General features: G+C 45.4%; 20 protein-coding genes. 5 read left to right on the forward strand and 15 right to left on the reverse strand.

The window, feature by feature from the left end; all coding sequences use genetic code 11:
• Positions 1–71: 71 nt before the first annotated feature.
• Positions 72–773 (forward strand): SDR family NAD(P)-dependent oxidoreductase, encoded by a 702-nt coding sequence (locus tag HOP38_RS06900; protein WP_198557726.1) that lies wholly within the window; start codon positions 72–74, stop codon positions 771–773.
• 118 nt (positions 774–891) lie between these two features.
• On the opposite strand, the gene HOP38_RS06905 is transcribed toward HOP38_RS06900, so the two are convergent.
• The 3 genes from HOP38_RS06905 to HOP38_RS06915 all read right to left on the reverse strand — a co-directional run bounded on the left by HOP38_RS06905 (position 892) and on the right by HOP38_RS06915 (position 2,791).
• Entirely contained in the window at positions 892–1,230 is a 339-nt protein-coding gene (locus HOP38_RS06905) for a hypothetical protein (RefSeq protein WP_006070625.1), read from the reverse strand.
• Between the two features lie 71 nt (positions 1,231–1,301).
• Positions 1,302–1,853, reverse strand: a complete 552-nt coding sequence (locus HOP38_RS06910; protein WP_171388624.1) for a DUF2301 domain-containing membrane protein — start codon at positions 1,851–1,853, stop codon at positions 1,302–1,304.
• A gap of 2 nt (positions 1,854–1,855) precedes the next feature.
• Positions 1,856–2,791, reverse strand: a complete 936-nt coding sequence (locus HOP38_RS06915; protein ID WP_198557727.1) for a 2-dehydropantoate 2-reductase — start codon at positions 2,789–2,791, stop codon at positions 1,856–1,858.
• Between the two features lie 101 nt (positions 2,792–2,892).
• Between HOP38_RS06915 and HOP38_RS06920 the strand changes: the two genes are divergently transcribed.
• Positions 2,893–3,360, forward strand: a complete 468-nt coding sequence (locus HOP38_RS06920; RefSeq protein WP_063605382.1) for a DMT family transporter — start codon at positions 2,893–2,895, stop codon at positions 3,358–3,360.
• 41 nt (positions 3,361–3,401) lie between these two features.
• Here HOP38_RS06920 and HOP38_RS06925 read toward each other — a convergent pair whose 3' ends face one another.
• The 6 genes from HOP38_RS06925 to HOP38_RS06950 all read right to left on the reverse strand — a co-directional run bounded on the left by HOP38_RS06925 (position 3,402) and on the right by HOP38_RS06950 (position 11,089).
• Entirely contained in the window at positions 3,402–3,764 is a 363-nt protein-coding gene (locus HOP38_RS06925) for a YgiW/YdeI family stress tolerance OB fold protein (protein ID WP_198557728.1), read from the reverse strand.
• A gap of 197 nt (positions 3,765–3,961) precedes the next feature.
• A complete protein-coding gene (gene guaD / locus HOP38_RS06930; protein WP_006070630.1) occupies positions 3,962–5,296 on the reverse strand; it encodes a guanine deaminase in 1,335 nt (444 codons plus the stop codon).
• 65 nt (positions 5,297–5,361) lie between these two features.
• Complete coding sequence (gene xdhC / locus HOP38_RS06935) at positions 5,362–6,186, reverse strand: xanthine dehydrogenase accessory protein XdhC (protein ID WP_006070631.1); 825 nt, start codon at positions 6,184–6,186, stop codon at positions 5,362–5,364.
• Between the two features lie 14 nt (positions 6,187–6,200).
• Positions 6,201–8,591, reverse strand: coding sequence for a xanthine dehydrogenase molybdopterin binding subunit (xdhB, locus tag HOP38_RS06940; RefSeq protein WP_006070632.1), 2,391 nt, complete (start codon positions 8,589–8,591; stop codon positions 6,201–6,203).
• Positions 8,584–10,029 carry a xanthine dehydrogenase small subunit gene (xdhA, locus tag HOP38_RS06945; protein WP_006070633.1) on the reverse strand — a complete coding sequence of 482 codons (1,446 nt, stop codon included), beginning with the start codon at positions 10,027–10,029 and terminating at the stop codon, positions 8,584–8,586. The genes xdhB and xdhA overlap by 8 nt, the downstream gene beginning before the upstream one ends.
• 322 nt (positions 10,030–10,351) lie before the next feature.
• Positions 10,352–11,089, reverse strand: a complete 738-nt coding sequence (locus HOP38_RS06950; RefSeq protein WP_006070634.1) for a GntR family transcriptional regulator — start codon at positions 11,087–11,089, stop codon at positions 10,352–10,354.
• A 305-nt stretch (positions 11,090–11,394) separates the two neighbouring features.
• Between HOP38_RS06950 and HOP38_RS06955 the strand changes: the two genes are divergently transcribed.
• Positions 11,395–12,183 (forward strand): TerC family protein, encoded by a 789-nt coding sequence (locus HOP38_RS06955; protein ID WP_171391637.1) that lies wholly within the window; start codon positions 11,395–11,397, stop codon positions 12,181–12,183.
• A gap of 99 nt (positions 12,184–12,282) precedes the next feature.
• Here HOP38_RS06955 and HOP38_RS06960 read toward each other — a convergent pair whose 3' ends face one another.
• The 4 genes from HOP38_RS06960 to HOP38_RS06975 form a co-directional block, all read right to left on the reverse strand.
• Entirely contained in the window at positions 12,283–12,471 is a 189-nt protein-coding gene (locus HOP38_RS06960) for a hypothetical protein (protein WP_006070636.1), read from the reverse strand.
• A 152-nt stretch (positions 12,472–12,623) separates the two neighbouring features.
• Complete coding sequence (locus HOP38_RS06965) at positions 12,624–13,301, reverse strand: 3-oxoacid CoA-transferase subunit B (protein ID WP_198557729.1); 678 nt, start codon at positions 13,299–13,301, stop codon at positions 12,624–12,626.
• On the reverse strand, positions 13,301–13,954 hold the full coding sequence (locus HOP38_RS06970; protein ID WP_198557730.1) for a CoA transferase subunit A: 654 nt from the start codon (positions 13,952–13,954) through the stop codon (positions 13,301–13,303). The genes HOP38_RS06965 and HOP38_RS06970 overlap by 1 nt, the downstream gene beginning before the upstream one ends.
• Before the next feature lie 13 nt (positions 13,955–13,967).
• Positions 13,968–15,173, reverse strand: a complete 1,206-nt coding sequence (locus tag HOP38_RS06975) for an acetyl-CoA C-acetyltransferase (RefSeq protein WP_198557731.1) — start codon at positions 15,171–15,173, stop codon at positions 13,968–13,970.
• A 194-nt stretch (positions 15,174–15,367) separates the two neighbouring features.
• On the opposite strand from HOP38_RS06975, the gene HOP38_RS06980 reads away from it, so the two are divergent.
• Both HOP38_RS06980 and HOP38_RS06985 read left to right on the forward strand, forming a co-directional pair.
• The gene (locus HOP38_RS06980; protein WP_198557732.1) at positions 15,368–16,255 is read left to right on the forward strand and encodes a sugar phosphate isomerase/epimerase family protein; all 888 of its coding nucleotides are present in this window, start codon (positions 15,368–15,370) and stop codon (positions 16,253–16,255) included.
• Positions 16,256–16,257: 2 nt separating this feature from the next.
• On the forward strand, positions 16,258–17,019 hold the full coding sequence (locus HOP38_RS06985; protein ID WP_006070641.1) for a sulfite exporter TauE/SafE family protein: 762 nt from the start codon (positions 16,258–16,260) through the stop codon (positions 17,017–17,019).
• Position 17,020: 1 nt separating this feature from the next.
• On the opposite strand, the gene HOP38_RS06990 is transcribed toward HOP38_RS06985, so the two are convergent.
• Together HOP38_RS06990 and HOP38_RS06995 are read right to left on the reverse strand one after the other, a co-directional pair.
• Positions 17,021–17,923, reverse strand: coding sequence for a LysR family transcriptional regulator (locus HOP38_RS06990; RefSeq protein ID WP_124941068.1), 903 nt, complete (start codon positions 17,921–17,923; stop codon positions 17,021–17,023).
• 89 nt (positions 17,924–18,012) lie between these two features.
• Positions 18,013–19,455, reverse strand: coding sequence for a sugar porter family MFS transporter (locus HOP38_RS06995; protein WP_006070643.1), 1,443 nt, complete (start codon positions 19,453–19,455; stop codon positions 18,013–18,015).
• Positions 19,456–19,878: the final 423 nt, after the last annotated feature.

Below are 19,878 nucleotides of genomic sequence, written 5' to 3' on the forward strand. Positions count from 1 at the left end.
GGCAAAGGTAAAAACTATCATCGTGACCAAATTCCGCGTTGATGCAGTAGAGATTTTATAAGGAACTCGACATGAGAAATAAAACACCGCGAATCGCCATTGTTACGGGGGCAAACCGTGGTCTTGGTAAAGAAGTTAGTCGCCAACTGGCAGCGCAAGGTGACATTGTCATTGTTACAGCTCGCCAGCTGAGTGATGCACAGCGAGCTGTAAAAGAGTTAGGTTGGGACAACTTGTTAGCGGCACAGCTTGATATTACTGATGAGGGTAGCATTACTCATTTGGTTGAGCGTGTTAAGCAGCGGTTTTCCGTTGTCGATGTGTTAATCAACAATGCCGCGATTCATTATGACACCTGGCAAAATGTGACAAATGCTAATCTCACTACTGTCAAAGAAGCGATGGATACCAATGTGTTTGGAGCGTGGCGAATGACACAAGCACTTTTACCTTTACTCCAAAGCAGTCAGCAAGCACGTATTGTTAATATCAGCAGTGGTGCCGGTGCGCTTGATAATCAGACTGGCAGCACACCTGCCTACAGCATGTCCAAGATCGCGCTTAATTCATTGACGTTAATGTTTGCCAATCAACTGAAAAGCAGAGGTATTCTTGTAAACTCAGTCTGTCCAGGATGGGTAGCTACTGACATGGGGGGAAACGGAGGGCGCCCAATAGCGATAGGGGCCGAAGGAATAGTATGGGCCGCAAATCTGCCGGTGAACGGACCAACTGGTGGCTTCTTTCGGGACCGCGAACGAATTGTGTTTTAGTAGTAAATGAACACTGTGTCGTTTTTCGAAATAAATATTTATCTTCTATTCGAAGAGCGGAATTCATTCACGGTAGGCTCCTCACAAAGAATGTCGTTCAGGAATGTAGTATAAGTATTTAGTCCATCTGGGTAATAAAGGTTTGCTCATCATCCACAAAAGCCACAAAGCCGCCGTGATAGATAAACACCCGACCACGTCCTTCAACTAGGCAGGCAAGCTGTGGGTTCAAATCTTCTTCGTTATTTTGACGTTGAAATGTGCCAGTATCGGTGATTTCGCCGTCGAGTGAAGGCAAATATCCATGAGTACGTTTGGCTTGGTCAATCAGGCTTAATTCGCTGGTGTTAGAGAAGCAAGAGGGGATCGCTCCTGCATCTTCGATAAACATGGTTTTTAGTTCTTCAAAGGCTGTAATCACCAGCCAGTCGATGCCGTTAACGTGATGGATAAACATAGTGTATCTCGGTAATTCTGATGCGGAGATATTATCACTAATCAGGAGTGGTTGTAGCAGAGATTTGATTACTAAATCTGATAATTCGCTTTAATGCCAATATCGAAGTGAAGCGGCATTTGCCATTTCTTAAACGATAAGAAACCCATAATTCCGCCGACAGCGATGTAGAGCGCAACTAAAACTGGTAGTTTGTTCAGGGCAGTGCAAAGTACTGCAATAACGAGAAGAACAGGTATCAGTTTGAGTCCGGGTACTTTGAAGCAGAATGATTCTTTGAGTGCAATGCCGGAAAACACCACAAAGCAAAAGCCAAGGGATACCCACGTTGGGAGGTCTGTGACCACAAATAGGAGTGCTAACCAGCCACTCCACATTATCACCGTTCTTACCGTTTTGTCGTAAACGTGGATGTTGGCGGCGGATAAAACCGTGGATGTAAGCAGCATCCAGAATATCCATTGATCAAATGGAGATGTGACACTGGCGAGTGTGATACCTTCGTAGCTTAATGCGGCTGCCAGCAAACAGCCGATGGAAAATAGTGATATACCCAACCGATACAGACAGACACTGAGCTTATCCAATGCATCTAAGTCTTCTTTAAATTCAGGATTTGCCATGATTATTTCACGCTTTTTATCTGGTTATTGATAAAACATAGCTGTTCATAAAGCATCTGAGTTTTTGGCATAGCGACACCTTGATCTTTCGCTAAATCGATCGCGTTTTTATACATGTATTGAATCTCAAGTTCTCGATGGTTGCGCCTGTCGAGTAACATGCTAGTGAGGTAAGGCTTCATCTTAGCGGTGTTTGATAGCATGGTATCAATCAAGGTGTCTGAAATGTCAGTGTCCGTGGTTTTTGCGGCATGTTGAACTTCAATCATGATTTCTTTTGAAAGATTAACCAGCTCCTCGCAGCTCATCATTTCAGCAGTATCGGTGTTGAGTACGGTCGACAGTCCATTGAAAGGGACATTCCACAACAGCTTCTTCCATCTTGCGTCTATGATACGTTGATCGACATCGACTTCTACGCCGCTTTGAGTCAGGTGATTGGCAAAGTCTTCGAGTGCTTCAATGCCGGCATCGCCATAAGTGCCGATAGTGATACGGCCGTAATCGATATGGTCAATATGTCCAGGTGCCACTTTATTTGAGCAAATAAAGCACAATCCGCCTCCGACAAAAGGAAGGTTAAATTGTTCAGCTACCTCTCGCTCCGCACCAATGCCATTTTGAAGCAACATAACAAGTGTATTGGGTTTTAATAAAGGGCGAAGCAGTGCTTCGAGAAGGTGGTTTTGGGTGGTTTTTAGCGCGACAAGAACGACATCGGCTATGGGCATATCACGCGTTGCATTATAAGCATTTAAGCTTTCAGCTGAAATTGAATAATCACCATAATGGGAGTCGACTTTTAAGCCGTTTTTGATGACATGTTGATAATCGCTGTTGAAGAGAAAGTGCACATCATTGCCGCCGTGATGGAGTCTTGCTCCGTAATAACCTCCAATAGCGCCTGTGCCAATAACTGCGAATACCTTTTTGCTCATGTCATATCCCTAAATCAATGTTGTTATCGTACTAATGTACATGAATTTTATTATGAATGAAGTGCTACGCTTGTAAGAGTGTGTTTTGACGGGAGACTGATGTGAACGTAACAAGTGTCGTACTGGTGATACTCAGCGTTGTTGTTGGGGTTGGTTTAGTGTCTCAAGCTGGCGTCAACGCGCAATTGAAAATTGGTATGAGTTCATCGTTACAAGCGGCGTTTGTTTCGTTTGTGGTTGGAACAGCTGTGCTAGGCATGCTGGTCGTGATTGAAGGCAAACCTTGGTTTCCTCAAGGCTCTATATCATCGCTACCTTGGTGGGCATGGATAGGTGGGCTTTTAGGGGCTTTTAATATCGCTATGTCGATCTATTTAGCACCGCAACTTGGTGCGTTGGCGTTGGCGATTTCTATCGTCTGTGGTCAGGTTATCGCGTCGATTTTCTATGATCAGTATGGGTTATTGGGATATCCGACAATTGAAATGACGCCACAACGAATTGGCGGAGCGTTATTGATCATATTGGGTGTGATGTTGGTAACCTATCAGCCAAACAAAAGCGGCTGAATGACAGCCGCTTTTGAAAATGGGATGAGTATTGTTGGCTATTAACCCGCGATGACAACGCGTTTAACGTCAACGGTTGCATCTTCCAGCGTGTCTTTGTCCACACTACCAGTAATTGTTACACGGTCATTTGGTGTAACGTCTTCACCGCGCCAATCTTCACGATCGATTTCAATCACAATGGTGTTCGCGCCGTCAGTAAATTGGTATTTCTCGTCACCCAAAGAGTGCGTGATGTTACCTGTGATTTGAACCGGAGCGTCATCATTGGCACTTAGCGCTTGAGCGACTGTTGTTTGTGCGCCTTTGATAGGGCCGTTAAAACCACCTTGCTCAGGCATAGATTTCGCAGCTGCAAAACCTGAAGTAAGGATAAGTGCTGTAGTGATGATTACTTTTTTCATAAAAACCTCAAAGTAGGCGTTGTGTTCATTTGATGGTGCTACTATGCCTGAGTCAATCTTAACGAGATTTGAAGTTAATATTCAGAATTCGTTCATCTAACAAAAAAATGCGCTTTTTTTTAAATTATTTCTCGAAATTGTTTATCTAGATAAAACAAAAGGCCCACTAAGGGCCTTCGATTTATTGCTATGTTTTGTTAACTGACTAAGCGCTTATCACGCTCGCCTTGAACGTCATAAGCTTTGTCGCCAAAGATATACGTCTCGCAGACCGTTCTATCGTCACCAAGGCTCATCAATACAAACAGTTTCTCTTCTAGAGTAGTGGCTTGCTTCATTCTAAAGCGCATCAATTGAGTCGCGTGAAGGTCTAACACTACGAAATCGGCTTCTTTGCCAACGGCTAAGTTACCAATCTTGTCTTCCAAATGAAGAGACTTAGCGCCGCCTAGTGTTGCTAAGTAGAGCGATTTCAATGGGTGCAGCTTTTCTTGTTGGAGCTGCATGATTTTGTACGCTTCACTCATTGTTTGTAGAATCGAAAAGCTGGTTCCCGCACCCACATCGGTGCCCATACCAACACGCACGCCATGTTCCTCAAGCTTATTCAACTTAAATAGGCCTGAACCAAGGAACAAGTTGGAAGTAGGGCAGAAAGCGATAGCAGATTCTGTATCCGCCAACCTTTGACATTCGCAATCAGATAAGTGAATGCCATGAGCGAACACCGAACGCTTGTGAAGCAGTCCGTAATGATCGTATACATCAAGATAGCTTTCACGTTCTGGAAAGAGGTCAAGTACCCACTCAATCTCTTTCTTGTTTTCCGATAAATGCGTATGCATGTAAACGTCTGGGTATTCTTCAAGCAGCTTGCCTACGGTTGCAAGTTGCTCTGGCGTGCTGGTTGGCGCAAATCTCGGCGTGACGGCATAGAGTAAACGGCCGCGATTATGCCACTTTTCGATTAGCTCTTTAGACGCTTGGTATCCTGATTCTGGCGTGTCGGTTAGATAGTCTGGTGCATTGCGGTCCATGAGCACTTTACCTGCTATCATACGAAGCTTACGTTTCTCTGCCTCTTCAAAGAAAACATCGACCGATTCTTTGTGTACAGTACCGAACACTAGGGCTGTAGTGGTTCCGTTACTCGCCAGTTCATCCAAAAATAGTTTCGCGACTTTGTGTGCGTAAACCGGGTTTTTGAATCGTCTTTCTTCTGGGAAGGTATAGTTTTCCAACCAATCCAATAGCTGTTCGCCGTAAGAGGCAATCATGCCTGTTTGTGGATAGTGGATATGAGTATCAATAAAACCTGACGTAATCAGCTTGTCTTTATAGGTGGTGACTTTTAGTGGCTTTGGGTGTCTTGCTAGTACGTCTGTAGCTGAGCCAATATCGATGATATGACCGTGTTCAACGACAATCATGCCGTCTTCAAAAAACTCATACGAGTTCTCTAACCCGACGTCTTTCGGGTCAGCAATGCTGTGTAAAATACTGGCTCTGTAGGCCTTACGCTGTGATGTCATGGTACTTCCTTTTAGCCAACTCCTCACAAATTGGCCTTCAAATTCTGAGTCCTTTAAGTAAGCATTTAACTTACTTCATGCAGTGCTTGCGACGGATCCGGACGTTTTTGCTCTACTGGATTGCCTTGATAGAGTGAGATCAGTTCCCCTGCGACAGATACAGCGATTTCTGCAGGGTGTTTGCCGGTAATTGCGCCTATACCGATAGGGCAGGTCATGGTGTTGATCTGCTCTTGTGTATAGCCGCGCTGAGATAACCTAAAGTCGAACTTCTTACGTTTGGTCAATGAACCGATCATTCCAAAGTACGCACTGTCATTGCGATCAATGATGGCTTTTGACAGGTCGAAGTCAAGTTGATGATTATGAGTCATGACCAAATAGTAGCTATTCGGTGGCATGTGTTTGACTTCACCAACAGGGTCATCTGACACCAGTTTCTTCACGCCATCTGGGAGTACTTCTGGGAACTCTGCCTCTCGTTCATCTATCCAGGTCACTCTAAATGGTAATGTCGACACTATGTGCAGTAGTGCTTTTGCGACATGACCAGCACCGAATAACACCAAGTGTTTCTGCGCTGTTCCAATAGGTTCGAAGCTTAACGTCGCCATTCCGCCACAGCATTGACCGAGGCGGGCTCCAAGATTAAAACGCTCTACTTTTAGTGCGCTCTCTCCTGAAATAAGCATCTCTCGTGCCATTTTTGATGCTACATGTTCGAGATGACCACCGCCGATAGTGGCGATAATCTTGTCTCGTGTTACCAGCATCTTCGTGCCCGCGTCACGCGGCACAGAGCCTCGGTCTTCCAAAACGGTCACCATGACACAAGGCTCGTGGTTTTCTTCAAGCTTCGCGAGTTCATGAATCCAATTGTCCTTAAACATAGTGACCTCTCTTATTAGTTTGCTTCCGTTGTGGTAGTGGTTGTATTTTTCTGCCCTTGTGTGACGGCTTGTACCGCCATTAATACACGTTCAGGTGTTGCTGGTGTGTCGAGTTTAGGAATTGCACCGTCCACGGCGACATACGAGATCGCATCTTTGAGCGCACTCCACACTGACATACCTAGCATAAATGGTGGTTCACCAACGGCTTTTGAATTAAACACCGTATCCTCTGGGTTGCTGCGGTTCTCCAGAAGGTGGGTTCTAAAGTCGATAGGCATATCCGCAATCGCTGGGATCTTGTAACTTGCAGGTCCGTTAGTCATTAGGCGGCCCTGTTCATTCCAAACCAGCTCTTCGGTTGTTAGCCAGCCCACACCCTGTACAAATCCGCCTTCAACCTGACCAATATCGATCGCAGGGTTTAGTGATGCACCAACATCGTGCAAAATGTCGACGCGCAGGATTTTGTACTCACCTGTCAGCGTATCAATGATTACTTCTGAGCACGATGCTCCGTAAGCGAAGTAGTAGAAAGGGCGACCGCGCGCTTTCTCATGGTCATAATAGATTTTTGGCGTGCGGTAAAATCCGGTGCTCGACAATGAAATTTGGTTCATCCATGCCAGCTGAGCAAAGTCCGCAAACGTCATAATTTCTTCACGAATCTGTACCATACCATTCTTAAAAATCACTTCCTCTGGCGTGACTTTAAAGTGTGATGATGCAAATTCTATGAGGCGCTGTTTGATGGTTATTGCAGCGTTTTGCGCGGCTTTACCGTTGAGGTCGGCGCCCGATGAGGCCGCAGTGGGCGAGGTGTTCGGCACCTTGTCGGTGTTAGTTGCAGTGATTTGGATACGGTCAACATCTACTTGAAACTCCTCTGCTACGATTTGAGCCACCTTGATATTCAAGCCTTGGCCCATTTCAGTACCACCGTGATTCAAATGAATACTGCCATCGGTGTATATGTGAATCAGTGCTCCAGCTTGGTTTAGGAAAGTCGCGGTAAATGAGATCCCGAATTTCACTGGAGTAATGGATAAGCCTTTTTTCAAAATCGGGCTGTTGCGGTTGAACTCGGCAATTTCTTTACGTCGCGCGTGGTAATCACTGCTTTGTTCGAGTTGCTCAGTAATTTCCGGCAAGAAGTTATCTTCTACAGTTTGATAGTAGTGGGTAACATCACGACCTTCTTCACCGTAGTAGTTGGCTTTGCGCACTTCGAGCGGATCTTTTTTCAGGTAACGAGCGATCTCGTCCATGATGTGTTCGATAGTCATCATGCCTTGTGGACCACCAAACCCGCGGTATGCGGTATTCGATGCCGTGTTGGTTTTACAACGATGGCCTGTTACGGTTGCATCGCCTAAATAGTAGGCGTTGTCCGAGTGGAACATGGCGCGGTCGACAATAGAGCTTGATAGGTCAGGGGAGTAACCACAGTTACCAGCGACAATGATTTCAGCTCCCTCAATCACACCATCATCGTTAAAACCGATTTTGTATTGGTTGTAGAATGGGTGACGTTTACCCGTCATGGTCATATCTTCATTACGCAGTAAGCGCATTTTGGTTGGACGACCTGTTAGGTGTGCGATAACCGCTGCCATACAGGCAGGTCCAGCCGCTTGAGTCTCTTTACCACCAAAGCCACCACCCATGCGGCGCATGTCGATAACGACCTTGTGCATGGCAACGCCGAGCACTTCCGAGACAAGCTTTTGAACCTCAGTCGGGTTTTGGGTTGAGGTATAGACAATCATGCCACCATCTTCGGTTGGCATAACACTACTGACTTGGGTTTCTAGATAGAAGTGCTCTTGCCCGCCGATCTCAAGCTCGCCTTCAATGATGTGTTTGGCCTTTGCGAGTGCTTTTTGAGAGTCACCACGCTTTTGCTGGTGGCTTTCAGTCACAAAGTGCTCTTTGGCAAGGGCTTCTTTGACATCAAGGATAGCAGGTAGTGCTTCATATTCGACGATGGCGGCATGAGCGGCTTTACGGGCCGTTTCTAGGTCGTTTGCGGCTACAGCGATAACAGGCTGGCCGTAATACTCCACAACGCCATCGGCTAACAGAGGGTCACCAGGTAGAATCGCGCCGATATCTAATTGGCCGGGCACATCTTTGGACGTAATTGCGATGGCAACGCCATCGAATTCATAACAAGGCGATACGTCCAATTTGGTGATTTTCGCGTGCGCTTGTGTACTTAAAAGAGCATACACATGCAGCTGATTTGGAAACTCAAGACGATCGTCAATGTAGACCGCTTCACCAGTTACCTGTTTAGGTGCACTGTCGTGCTTAACGCTCTTACCCACGCCGGTTTTTAAATCTTGTTTGACAATGGCAACCATCTCTTCGTGAGTCAGTTGCTGATGATTCACGTTAGACATAAGACGTTACCCTCGTTTCGATCAGATTACTGGTGTTATTGGTTTCAATGTAATAGCGCTTAAGCATATTGGCAGCTGAAATAGTGCGGTACTCTTGGCTTGCTCGGAAATCGGAAAGCGGCTCGAAATCGTTTTTCACCGCTTCCATCGCGGTGGCAATGGTCTCTTCATTCCATGCTTGACCGATAAGCGCTTGTTCGCAAAGTGTGGCGCGCTTCGGTGTTGCTGCCATGCCGCCGAAAGCGACTCGTGCGTCTGTCACGACGTTATCTTCCACAGTAATGGCGAAAGCGCCGCATACTGCTGAAATGTCATCATCTAAACGTTTTGACAATTTATACGCTCGGAAGCTGTCGTTACTTGGTTTTGGAATGATGATCTTTTCGATGAATTCACTCTCTTGCTGCGCTGTTACTTTGTAGCTAATGAAATATTCTTCCACTGGAATCACACGCGTTTCATCACCACAACGAAGCTGAATGCTAGCATCAAGCGCTATCAGTAGCGGCGGGGTGTCACCGATAGGGGAAGCATTGGCAATGTTGCCGCCAATCGTGCCTTGGTTACGCACTTGCAGTGAGGCGAAGCGATGTAGAAGTTCTCCGAAATCAGGGTAGTGCTTAGTCAACAGTTGGTACGCATCGGAAATAGGCAGATTGGCACCAATTTCTAACGTTTGGTCCGTCTCTTCGCACACTTTCATTTCTTCCACCAGATTCACGCTGATTAGCGTTTCGATTTCACGATGGAATTGAGTTACTTCAAGCGCTAAATCGGTGCCGCCAGCAACCAATTTAGCTTGGGGGTGTGCTTTGTAAAGCTTGGCCAATTCGTCAGTAGTTTTTGGCGAAAAAGCAGTGAGATGACCAAGGCGTAAGCTTGCATCTTCATCTTGAATACTCTCAAGCTTCTGAATGGTTGCACGCTCTAATTCAGAGAATTGGTCAACAATACGTTCTTCTGAGCAAAGTGATAAAGCCGAGTCGACGATAGGACGATAACCCGTACAGCGGCATAGGTTGCCCGCAAGAGATTCCATAACATCAGGCTTGCTTGCGTTAGGTTTGTTTTTGGTCAATGCAAACATCGACATGATAAAACCAGGTGTACAATAACCACATTGTGAGCCGTGAAACTCGACGATTGCCTCTTGCACTGGGTGGAGTGATTGACCTTTTTCTTGTAAGTCTTCCACCGTAATGAGCTGTTTTCCGTGTAGAGCAGAAATAAACGTTAGACACGAGTTGACGCTGCGATACTTCAGCTGCCCATCGACGAGCTCACCTAATACGACAGTGCATGCCCCACAGTCACCAGAACCACAACCTTCCTTTGTTCCAGTTTTCTTTACATGAGTGCGTAGATAGTTCAACACAGTCATGTTGGGGGAGACATTTACTTCCTGCTTGATTTCTTGATTGAGTAGAAAAGTAATCAAGAGACCTCCTTGTTCCGTGATAGTTCGTTTTTATAATTTTCTGACCTTTGGGTCAATAATTGGATAATTTGACCAAGAGGTCAACTAAAATTTTACAAAATAGCAACAAAACTAAGGCTTTTAATCGATTTTAGAATGAAGTAGGCATTGTATGTGTATGATTTTATTTAATAAAATGTGGAGTCAGACGTCGATTCTGTGTTACAAAAAATCAGTCATGATTATTTCGTTGTTTAAAACGATAAGCTGCGGAAATTTCGAGGGAGCAAGCAGGATCAAAAAAGCCAACCGTATTTGGTTGGCTTATAACGTGTTATTCAACTTAGCTCGCTTTATTCTTAAGCACGTCTGAGAACACCACATGAAGATCGTTGGAGGCGTTGTTTCCATCGAGATTCAATTTAGAACGAATGTGTTCTAAGTGTTCTTTCATAAGCTCAAGTGCGACTTCTTCATCGCCGTTCTCAATGGCATCAAGCAACATGGTGTGTTCATCTTGAGAACAGTTGGAGTGGTTGCCTGTTTCGTACATAGCAATGAGCAGTGACGACTGCGAGACAATACTGCGTTGGAAGGCTAGCAAAGGTGCGTTGTCTGCCATTTCGGCGAGCTTGATATGAAACTCACCAGATAAACGCAGGCCACTGCCGTAATCGTCTTTGGCAAAGGCGGCGTTTTCCTCTTCGACTAATTTACGGCACTCAGCAATTTGCGCCTTGGTTGCGCTTACAACCGCGAGTTCAGTAATGGCGAGCTCAAGCACTTCTCTAGCTTTGAAAATCTGTTGTGCTTCTTCAACTGAAGGCGCGGAAACAATAGCGCCACGATTCGGTCGAATATCGACGACTTTTTCAAGCGATAATCGAAGCAGTGCACGACGAATAATGGTGCGACTCACACCAAAAATTTCCGCTAAAGCTTCTTCATTTAGTTTGGTTGCGGGAGGAAGGCGTTGTTCTAATATGGCATCAAAAATATGACAATAAACGACGTCATCTTGCGTCTGACCAGCAACTTTGGTCTTTACGCTTTTACTTACAGAGTTTTTCAGGCTTCCCATCTGATTACAGCACTCTCATGATTTATGTCCCTAATAAAACAATAATACTTCAGTTTGTATACAAGTGGCTATACAAAGATGGAATTGTGACGAACTAAGCAATATTGGCGCGTATTCACTGTTTGGGGTTGCATGTATCAATTTATGAATCAACGACATGTTTGGTTACATTCTGACATATTGCTCGTTAGAGGGTTTGGTGATTTACTTGCGATCCCTAAGTAACAGAGGTATTAACCCTAAATGGACGACCCCTATAGTCGACTTTACAATTCCATTGGTTCCACTTTCCTGGAGCCGCAATCATGTTAGAACTTTTCCTTCAGCCTGAAGCATGGGCTATTTTTGCCACACTATTTGCCTTAGAGATCGTACTCGGTGTTGATAACGTCGTGTTTATCTCCGTACTTTGTGAGCGCCTTCCACTACATCAACGCAAGTTGGCCCGAAACCTAGGTATTGGCTTGGCCGTTATGGCGCGTATCGTGTTAGTTTTTTCGATCACTTGGGTCATGTCATTGACGCAACCTTTATTCGAAATCGCTAAATTCGCCTTCACTGGACGAGATGTCATTATGATCTTGGGTGGTGCGTTTTTGCTGGCCAAGAGTTTGAAAGAGCTTTGGAGCTGGCTGACTCACGATGAAAGTGCGCATTCGACACGAGTAAGCGCAGGCTTGGCGGTGGTGTTATTACAGATTGTTGCGGTGGATGCGGTCTTCTCTATGGACTCTGTCATTACGGCGGTTGGTTTAACAAGTGAAGTGCCAATCATGGTTGCTGCGATATTAGCGTCGGCGGTGGTCATGGTGTTGACGGCAGAGAAAATCAATAACCTTGTCACCCAGTACCCAGGCTTCAAAACCCTAGCGTTATTGTTCTTAGTGTTGTTAGGTGGCTTGTTGATGGCAGAAGGCTTCGCAATTCATATCAACAAAGGTTACGTATACTTTGCTATGGCGTTTGGTTTGATATTGGAACTTTGTCACATTCAATTAAAACGCACTCAAGCTAAAAGGTTGTCTGTGCAAGGTGGTCAAAATCCAATGACTATCCGGAAAATTCGTCCGTTTAGAGTGGGGACGATAGCCTAGTCAGGGTCCTGTATTTAAAGACTGGTATCAGTGTGCTAAGGCTATTCAAACCATCAAAAAGGAGAGCTTATGCTCTCCTTTTTTGGATTTGTCTATGAGTTAAATTCCAAAATCGTAGCCTTGGTAGATATCGGACAATGTTTTGGGTTTCTTGCTACGTTTGCTTGGAGTGGGATGATATTCGTGTTTAATCGCATCAGCGTGTGCTTGCGCAGACTTCATGAATTCAGGATCAGACATCGCTTGTTTGCGAAGCTCATTGATGCGTTCTAGTTTTTCTTGCAACATAACTACACCTCATGAATTGCTGTATGTACAACCAGTATAGACCTGCGCTGTATGAATATCCAGTATTTTGTGCTGAGGGTAAAAATAACGCCTAGGTGAGTGATTAAACTCAACTAGGCGTCTGGTTTATGTTCAGAGTTCTAAGACCAGAATTAGGTAGGGATGGACATTAGTTTTAATGCAGGGGAAATACGAAGTTCAGCTTCTGTTGCTTGCTGAACGTCTTCAACAGAAAACTCCGGAGCTAATTCAGTGAGCAGCATCCCTTGTTCAGTCAGTTCTATGACGCCCATTTCCGTGACAATCAAATCCACTTGATTTACAGCCGTGAGTGGCAAAGTACAGTCGCGTAATAGCTTTGCTTTGCCTTTGACAGTGTGCTCCATCGCAACGATCACCTTCTTTGCTCCAACCACGAGATCCATTGCGCCACCCATGCCGGGCACCATTTTTCCTGGAATAATCCAGTTCGCGAGATTACCTTTTTCATCCACTTGCAATGCGCCCAACACGGTGGAATCGACATGGCCGCCGCGAATAATGGCGAACGAATCCGCGCTATTGAAATAGCAACTTCCTTCGATTGCGGTAATTGGTTGTGCGCCTGCGTTAACCAAGTCAGCGTCTATTTCATGTTCTTCAGCTAAATTATCAATACCAAGCAGTCCATTCTCTGCTTGAAGAAGGATTTCGACATCTTTGTCGACTTCGTTAGCCACTAGAGTAGGTAGACCAATGCCTAGATTGACGATATCTCCGTCACGCATTTCTTGAGCGACACGCCAGGCGATGCGACGGCGAATAGTATGTTTGTCTAGTTGAGTGCTCATTACGCGTCCTCCGTTAAGATATAGTCCACATATAGGCTAGGGGTGTGCACGGCTTCAGGTTGAATGTTGCCTATGTCTACCAGAGACTCCGCTTCAACAATTACTTTGTCAGCAGCGGTTGCCATCAAGGGGTTAAAGTTTTGTGTGGTTTTGCTGTAAAACACATTGCCACGACGGTCAACGATGGAGCCGCGAATAAGTGCGATGTCTGCCCTCAAAGGGGTTTCTAGCAAGTAGTCTTTTCCTTGAACATTAATAACTTGTTTGCCTTCGGCGACAATAGTGCCCAGGCCAGTAGGCGTCAAAACACCACCGAGTCCGGCTCCTCCGCTGCGAATTCGTTCGGCAAGAGTACCTTGAGGGACGAGTTCGACATCCAAGATTCCCTCGTTCATTTGTGCCCCTGTTTCTGGGTTAAGGCCGATGTGTGATGCATAAAGCTTTTTGACTCGCTTTTCAGCAATCAGTCGACTCGTACCTCTACCGGGTGATGCCGTATCGGTAGTAATGAGTGTGATGTCTTTGATGTCGAATTCGATTAGTAGGTCGATAAGTTTTTCTGGCGCACCGGTTGCCATAAAACCGCCTACCATGATGGTCATGCCGTCATGAAGAATGTCTTTGAGTTGTTGAGGTGATGCTGCTTTTTTCATGGTCGTTTCCTCTTTAACAACGTTTGATAATGACGGCTGTGCCCATGCCGCCACCGATACACAATGAAGCCAAACCCAAATCACTCTGAGTTCGATGCAATTGATAGACAAGAGTGGTAAGAATCCGGTTACCTGACGCTCCGATAGGGTGGCCGAGTGCGATCGCTCCACCACTTAAATTGGTTCGCTCTAATAGCCATGGCACATCAATGTTGTGTTGTTCCGCTAATGAATGAGCAACGCCAAGAGCTTGGGCCGCGAAGGCTTCGTTAAGCTCGAACACATCAATATCAGTTATCGACAAATTGGCTTTATTTAGTGCGTTGGCAATCGCGGGAACTGGACCAAGTCCCATAACCTCGGGCGCGATAGCCCCTTGTCCGTATTCAATAAGCTCTGCAAGTGGTATTAAACCATGACGTTGTACTGCGGATTCAGAGGCCAATAGAATGGCTGAACCACCGTCATTGATGCCAGATGCATTACCTGCGGTAACCGTCCCTTCGGCGGTGAATACAGGTCTGAGTTTTTGTAGAGCTTCGTAGGTGCAATCGGGTTTTGGGTATTCGTCACTTTTTACTTCAGTTTGGCGCCGGCGGCTTATAATAGTGAGTGGGGCAACTTCGTTGGTGAAATCACCGCTTTCTAAGGCGTGGACAGCTTTCTTTTGACTCGCCAGTGCAAAAGCATCTTGCTCTTCACGTGTTAGTTCAAATTTCTTGGCGATGTTTTCTGCCGTGATACCCATATGGTATTGGTGGAACGCATCAGTCAGCCCATCCTTAATGATGCTGTCTTCAAGGTTTTGATGGCCCATTTTATATCCGCGTCGGATTTGACCGTTGGCGATAAAGGGCGCGTTGGACATACTTTCCATTCCACAAGCCATGACGATGTCGGCATCGCCTGCTCGAATGTGGCTTGCGCCATCCATTACGACTTTCATTCCACTGCCACAGATCATGTTAAGGGTGTAGGCAGGAACGGAATCTGGGATCCCCGCTTTAATAGCCGCTTGGCGGGCAGGACCCATACCAGAACCTCCGGTTAACACATTGCCTACGATCACTTCATCGATCAGGTCTGGCGCAATATCAGCCTGCTCGATTGTGGCTTGAATAGCGTGTGCACCAAGCTCAACTGCGGATAGTGAGCTAAGTGAACCATTGAAGCTCCCTATAGGGGTACGTTTTGCTGCGACAATAAAAATTCGTTCCATCTCTGTCTCCCAATACCTTAAATGATGCGTCTGTTTGAGCGCTTTGTTTCAGTCTAAAAGGGAGCAGCGACTATGTGTTATAGACAAGAATTCAAAGCGGCTTTGCATAAATGCAAATACCAAATTGGTGGTTGATCACGTCTTTTCATTATTAACACTTTTATCTTGGTATCAGGATAATTGGAGAAAACGTTATGCATAATCGAATAGCTTGCGCCCCATGCTGTTGGGGTATCGAAGAGCCAGACAATGGGCTAAACCCAAGTTGGGGTAAAGTGCTAATGGAGGCAAGTGACTGCGGATATCGTGGTATTGAACTGGGGCCAGACGGCTACTTTCCAGAGGAGTCGATGCTGACCAAAAGTGCGTGCCGAACGCGAGGACTAGAAATATGTGCTGGTAAGCTACAACAACCCTTTAGTGACAGCGAAAAAATGCCAGCAATTCTCAACCAAACTGAGAAAACGTGCGCTCGTTTAAAGGCGCTAGGAGTGGGTACGCTACTGCTTATGGAAGGTAATCATCCTGAGCGCTTTGGCAGTCTCGGTCAAAGTGCAACAGCACCTCGATTAACCTCAGAACAGAAACATCACCTCATCAACAACATGAGACAAATCACTAGTCTAGCTCAGGAGCATGGATTGCGTTGTTTACTGCATCCCGGTGTTGGTGGGTATATTGGGTTTAAAGATGAGATAGAGTTTGTATTGCATCAATTTTCCGATTCCGAACTTGGATTATGTCTCGATATTGGTCATACGTTTTTAGATGGAATGGACCCTTTGAGCCTGATCAGACAGTATGCGAATAGAATTGAGCATGTTCATTTGAAAGATGTATCTATCGACAAGTTACGTGTAGCAATTAGAGACAAACAGCCGTGGTTTGATGCCTATTCTGACGGGCTTGTTACTCCACTTGGAGACGGCGATATCAAACTCAATCAAGTCATTGCGAGTTTAAAATCAATTGACTATCAAGGGTGGCTAGTTGTGGAACACGAGCACAACGTTAAACAGTCGCAACAGGTAAAAGTTGACCTTCAGCGCAGCCGCAACTACCTCGCTTCATTAGGAGTCTAACCATGCCGATAGTCAGCGATCCTTGGTTTTACATAATGGCAATACCTGCTGTGTTGATTTATGGCATAGGTAAAGGTGGGCTAGGAGGGGCATTGGGGATCATCGCGGTTCCGTTAATGGCACTCATCATCTCTCCTACTCAGGCAGCGGCAATTTTACTGCCCATTCTTATTGTTATGGACGCGTTCGCCGTTCGTCACCATTACAAGAACGCTGATTATCGGATTTTAAAGCAAATGCTTCCTGGGTCGATTCTAGGTGTGGTGCTCGCGGGGTTATTCTTAAGTGTGACACCTGAAACTGGCCTAAAACTCACCATAGGTTTGCTGTCTTTGGCTTTTTGTTTTCAGCACTGGTTTGGTGGTAAACAGTCGTCATCGACTCCAGGGAAACTGAGCGCGTGGTTTTGGAGTGCATTGGGCGGGTTTTCCAGTACGGCTATCCATGCAGGTGGTGGCCCAGCAAGTATTTACTTGCTGCCACTGCGCTTAGAGAAAGTCACACTTATCGCAACTATGGCGGTGCTGTTTGCCATTATCAATGTGGTAAAAGTAGTCCCATATGTGGCGCTGGGGGAGTTTGATGAAACCAATTTATTCACCGCATTGTTACTTATTCCGTTCGCTCCGGTGGGAGTGAAACTTGGTGTAATGCTACTTCATAAAGTTAGTCAGGAGCGAATCTATCAGCTTTGCTACGCGTTCTTATTTTTATCTGGTGCGAAGCTATGTTACGACGCGATACAAAGCTTCGTAATGGTATAAGTCAGCTATGCCGTTCTTCTTTGCTGGCAAGCAAAAAATCCTTAAATTTTGTCGCCGTGGGAGAGGCGGTCTGCGGCGAATGATAATACAGATTTAAACTCCAAATACTGGTTTGATAGTCGGGCAGTAGTGCGATTAGCTTACCATTATCAATGTAACTTCTCGCGACAAACTCAGGCAGGTACGCAATTCCAATTCCATTCAAAGCCCCTCTTAGCAACAAATCACTATCATTAACCTCAACGGTTTTCGGTACCTTTAAAATGATATTTTCCGCTTGCTGACGAAAGATCCAATCGTTACTTCCGGTGAGCGTGGTGGCGATCAAACAAGGGTGTTGAGCCAAGTCACTAGGGTGAGAAGGTAGGTTGTGCGATTCAAGATATTGTGGAGAGGCGACGACAATAAACGGACATTGCATCAATTCTCGCTTCACCAGCAGTAAATCTTTTTCGCGATAACCTTGGAAGCTGGCATTGGCGCTGATCATTAAGTCAGAGGTACTTGCATGGTCTAACGCCCAAGGCGTGACGTTGATATTAAATGTCACGTCTGGGTGAGCCTTGGAGTATTGGGCAATCATATCCATCAAATAATGATTGGCATAGACAGGCGTGCAGACGATGTCGATATGGCCTTTTTCTTGTGACTGGTAATCTTCTAGCTTTCTGCTGATGCGTTCTGCGCTATCGACTAGGGGGGAGAATTCTTCGAATAGAGTTTGACCGGCCTGAGTGGCTTCCAAAAGTCGATTTGAACGACGACACAAAGTGGTTCCAAAGTGGTTTTCAAGTTCCTGTAACCAGCGGCTGCCAGCCGAAACTGAAATATTGAATCGTCGTGCCGCAGAAGAAATGGAGCCAGAGCGAATCACGTAAACAAAAAACGCCATTTTATCGAGCATAAACGCCTCATTGTGTTGGCCAGGTTAAAAACAAAAAAGGAACAGACCTTAAGTTAGCCTGTTCCCGTTTTGTTGTGGAGTCTTATTGATTAAGCACGTGCTTCAGATGTGGACTGTGGCACTTTTTTGCCCAATTTTTTCGCCATGGCTTCTTCCATTTTTTCCAGACTGACGCCTTTGGTTTCAGGCACATACTTAACAACAACGTACATACAGATGATAGAAAGAATCGCAAATAACCAGAACGCAAATGCACCATTAAAGTTCTCTTTTAGATAGGCATTTTCGTTGAGCATAGGGAAAGATTGAGTGACGATAAAGCCAGTAAACCATTGAGCACCAACGGCGATCGCCATCGCTCTAGAGCGGATGCTGTTCGGGAAAATCTCAGAAATCATGGTCCAACATGCGCAGCCCCATGAAGTGGCATAGGAAACAACGTATAGACATAGCGCGAACAAGGCGGCATAACCTTCCGTTTGTTGATACAAAACATAGCCCACAACAAACATACCAAGTGCACAGCCGAAGGTACCGTATTTCATTAGCGGTAGACGTCCGACTTTGTCGATAAGATACATGCCAAGCGCATTACCTAGAATGAATACCACGCCAACGAAGGTAGTTTGGAATAGAGCGTTTTCTGTAGAGCCCGTAATCGGTTTCAGGATCTCAGGGGTGTAATACATGATGACGTTGATACCCGTTAACTGTTGCGCCGCCGCAACAAAGGTACCGATGACAAGAATAGCGAATAAGAGAGGAGAGCGTAAACTCACTTTGTTCTTAGCAGTGCTTAAACTGTCTTTAAGGGAGTCTTGGATTTCCAGAATAAGTTGTTCTGCATGTTTTGGGTTAGAGATTTTAGACAGAGTGGTTTTCGCTTCATCGATTCTTCCTTTGAGTACCAACCAACGAGGGGACTCTGGAATAATAAACAGTAACACTGCAAACAGTGCCGCCGGAATCACTTCGGAGCCCAGCATCCAACGCCAGCCTAGATCCACTAACCAAGCTTCTGACATACCTTTAGCGATAAGATAATTGACGTAGAAAACACCTGTTTGACCAATAACGGCAGACTGTTGGAACATACTGACGGCGCGCCCTCGAAAGTCTTTAGGAGCGACTTCAGACATATACATTGGGGAAACAACACATGCCAGACCGACGGCAACACCACCGACAATTCTTAAGATGACATAGAAGCTAAATGTGGCGGCTAAAGCTGAACCAATGGCCGAAATCATAAAGAGCACGGCTGCGATGAATAGGGTGTTGCGACGGCCATACTTAAGAGCAGCCCAACCGGCACTGACTGCGCCGATAATACTGCCTAGTACGACACTGGATACGGCCCAGCCAGTTTGTGCTGGGGTTAAACCAAAGTGTTCTCTAATAGGGCCAATGGCGCCTGAAATTACCGCGGTATCATATCCTAGTAGTATCCCGCCTAGTGCTGCAATACAGCAGATTCGAACAATATAGGCAATATTGTGTTTTCGTGCTTCTGCCTTGGATGTTGCTTCCATTTTATTTTCCTTATTGAGATTCCCCAAAGCTGTCCCTTTACCATCGAACCAGTTCCAGTTGGGTAACGCCCAATACTTCGGTTTGTAGGGTACGAGTATTGGCATTCTATAAGTCCAGCAGATGTTATAGTTGTGTAATTTGAAAATTATTTTTCATTTTGCTGGTGTTTTAATCATATTGACTCTTTTCTGTTTCGACTACCGTTAAACTGTCATTTTGTCCAAAAATGTTATCTTCATCAAACTATGAAAAATCTTTTTCAAATCCTACAAATGTTATAAGTGTTTGAAAAATATATGTTTAATAAAAGTGAGATCTAGATCAAAAACAGTGGTAAGCCGCGTGCTATATAGGTTTTTTCCAATTTCATCTTGTTTTGAAAATCTCACTGGATGATATGAAAAATATTTTTCATAGGTGTT

The organism is Vibrio mediterranei (assembly GCF_013364395.1).
GTDB classification, from domain to species: domain Bacteria; phylum Pseudomonadota; class Gammaproteobacteria; order Enterobacterales; family Vibrionaceae; genus Vibrio; species Vibrio mediterranei.

Excerpts from the sequence above, each read along its gene's own strand:
- HOP38_RS06900 (WP_198557726.1), top strand. The coding sequence starts at position 72 with ATGAGAAATAAAACACCGCGAATCGCCATTGTTACGGGGGCAAACCGT.
- HOP38_RS06990 (WP_124941068.1), bottom strand. The coding sequence starts at position 17,923 with ATGCTCGATAAAATGGCGTTTTTTGTTTACGTGATTCGCTCTGGCTCC.
- HOP38_RS06915 (WP_198557727.1), bottom strand. The coding sequence starts at position 2,791 with ATGAGCAAAAAGGTATTCGCAGTTATTGGCACAGGCGCTATTGGAGGT.
- HOP38_RS06910 (WP_171388624.1), bottom strand. The coding sequence starts at position 1,853 with ATGGCAAATCCTGAATTTAAAGAAGACTTAGATGCATTGGATAAGCTC.
- HOP38_RS06965 (WP_198557729.1), bottom strand. The coding sequence starts at position 13,301 with ATGAGCACTCAACTAGACAAACATACTATTCGCCGTCGCATCGCCTGG.
- xdhB (WP_006070632.1), bottom strand. The coding sequence starts at position 8,591 with ATGTCTAACGTGAATCATCAGCAACTGACTCACGAAGAGATGGTTGCC.
- HOP38_RS06995 (WP_006070643.1), bottom strand. The coding sequence starts at position 19,455 with ATGGAAGCAACATCCAAGGCAGAAGCACGAAAACACAATATTGCCTAT.
- HOP38_RS06970 (WP_198557730.1), bottom strand. The coding sequence starts at position 13,954 with ATGAAAAAAGCAGCATCACCTCAACAACTCAAAGACATTCTTCATGAC.
- HOP38_RS06955 (WP_171391637.1), top strand. The coding sequence starts at position 11,395 with ATGTTAGAACTTTTCCTTCAGCCTGAAGCATGGGCTATTTTTGCCACA.
- HOP38_RS06950 (WP_006070634.1), bottom strand. The coding sequence starts at position 11,089 with ATGGGAAGCCTGAAAAACTCTGTAAGTAAAAGCGTAAAGACCAAAGTT.
- HOP38_RS06975 (WP_198557731.1), bottom strand. The coding sequence starts at position 15,173 with ATGGAACGAATTTTTATTGTCGCAGCAAAACGTACCCCTATAGGGAGC.
- HOP38_RS06905 (WP_006070625.1), bottom strand. The coding sequence starts at position 1,230 with ATGTTTATCCATCACGTTAACGGCATCGACTGGCTGGTGATTACAGCC.
- HOP38_RS06925 (WP_198557728.1), bottom strand. The coding sequence starts at position 3,764 with ATGAAAAAAGTAATCATCACTACAGCACTTATCCTTACTTCAGGTTTT.
- HOP38_RS06985 (WP_006070641.1), top strand. The coding sequence starts at position 16,258 with ATGCCGATAGTCAGCGATCCTTGGTTTTACATAATGGCAATACCTGCT.
- HOP38_RS06980 (WP_198557732.1), top strand. The coding sequence starts at position 15,368 with ATGCATAATCGAATAGCTTGCGCCCCATGCTGTTGGGGTATCGAAGAG.
- HOP38_RS06960 (WP_006070636.1), bottom strand. The coding sequence starts at position 12,471 with ATGTTGCAAGAAAAACTAGAACGCATCAATGAGCTTCGCAAACAAGCG.
- guaD (WP_006070630.1), bottom strand. The coding sequence starts at position 5,296 with ATGACATCACAGCGTAAGGCCTACAGAGCCAGTATTTTACACAGCATT.
- xdhC (WP_006070631.1), bottom strand. The coding sequence starts at position 6,186 with ATGTTTAAGGACAATTGGATTCATGAACTCGCGAAGCTTGAAGAAAAC.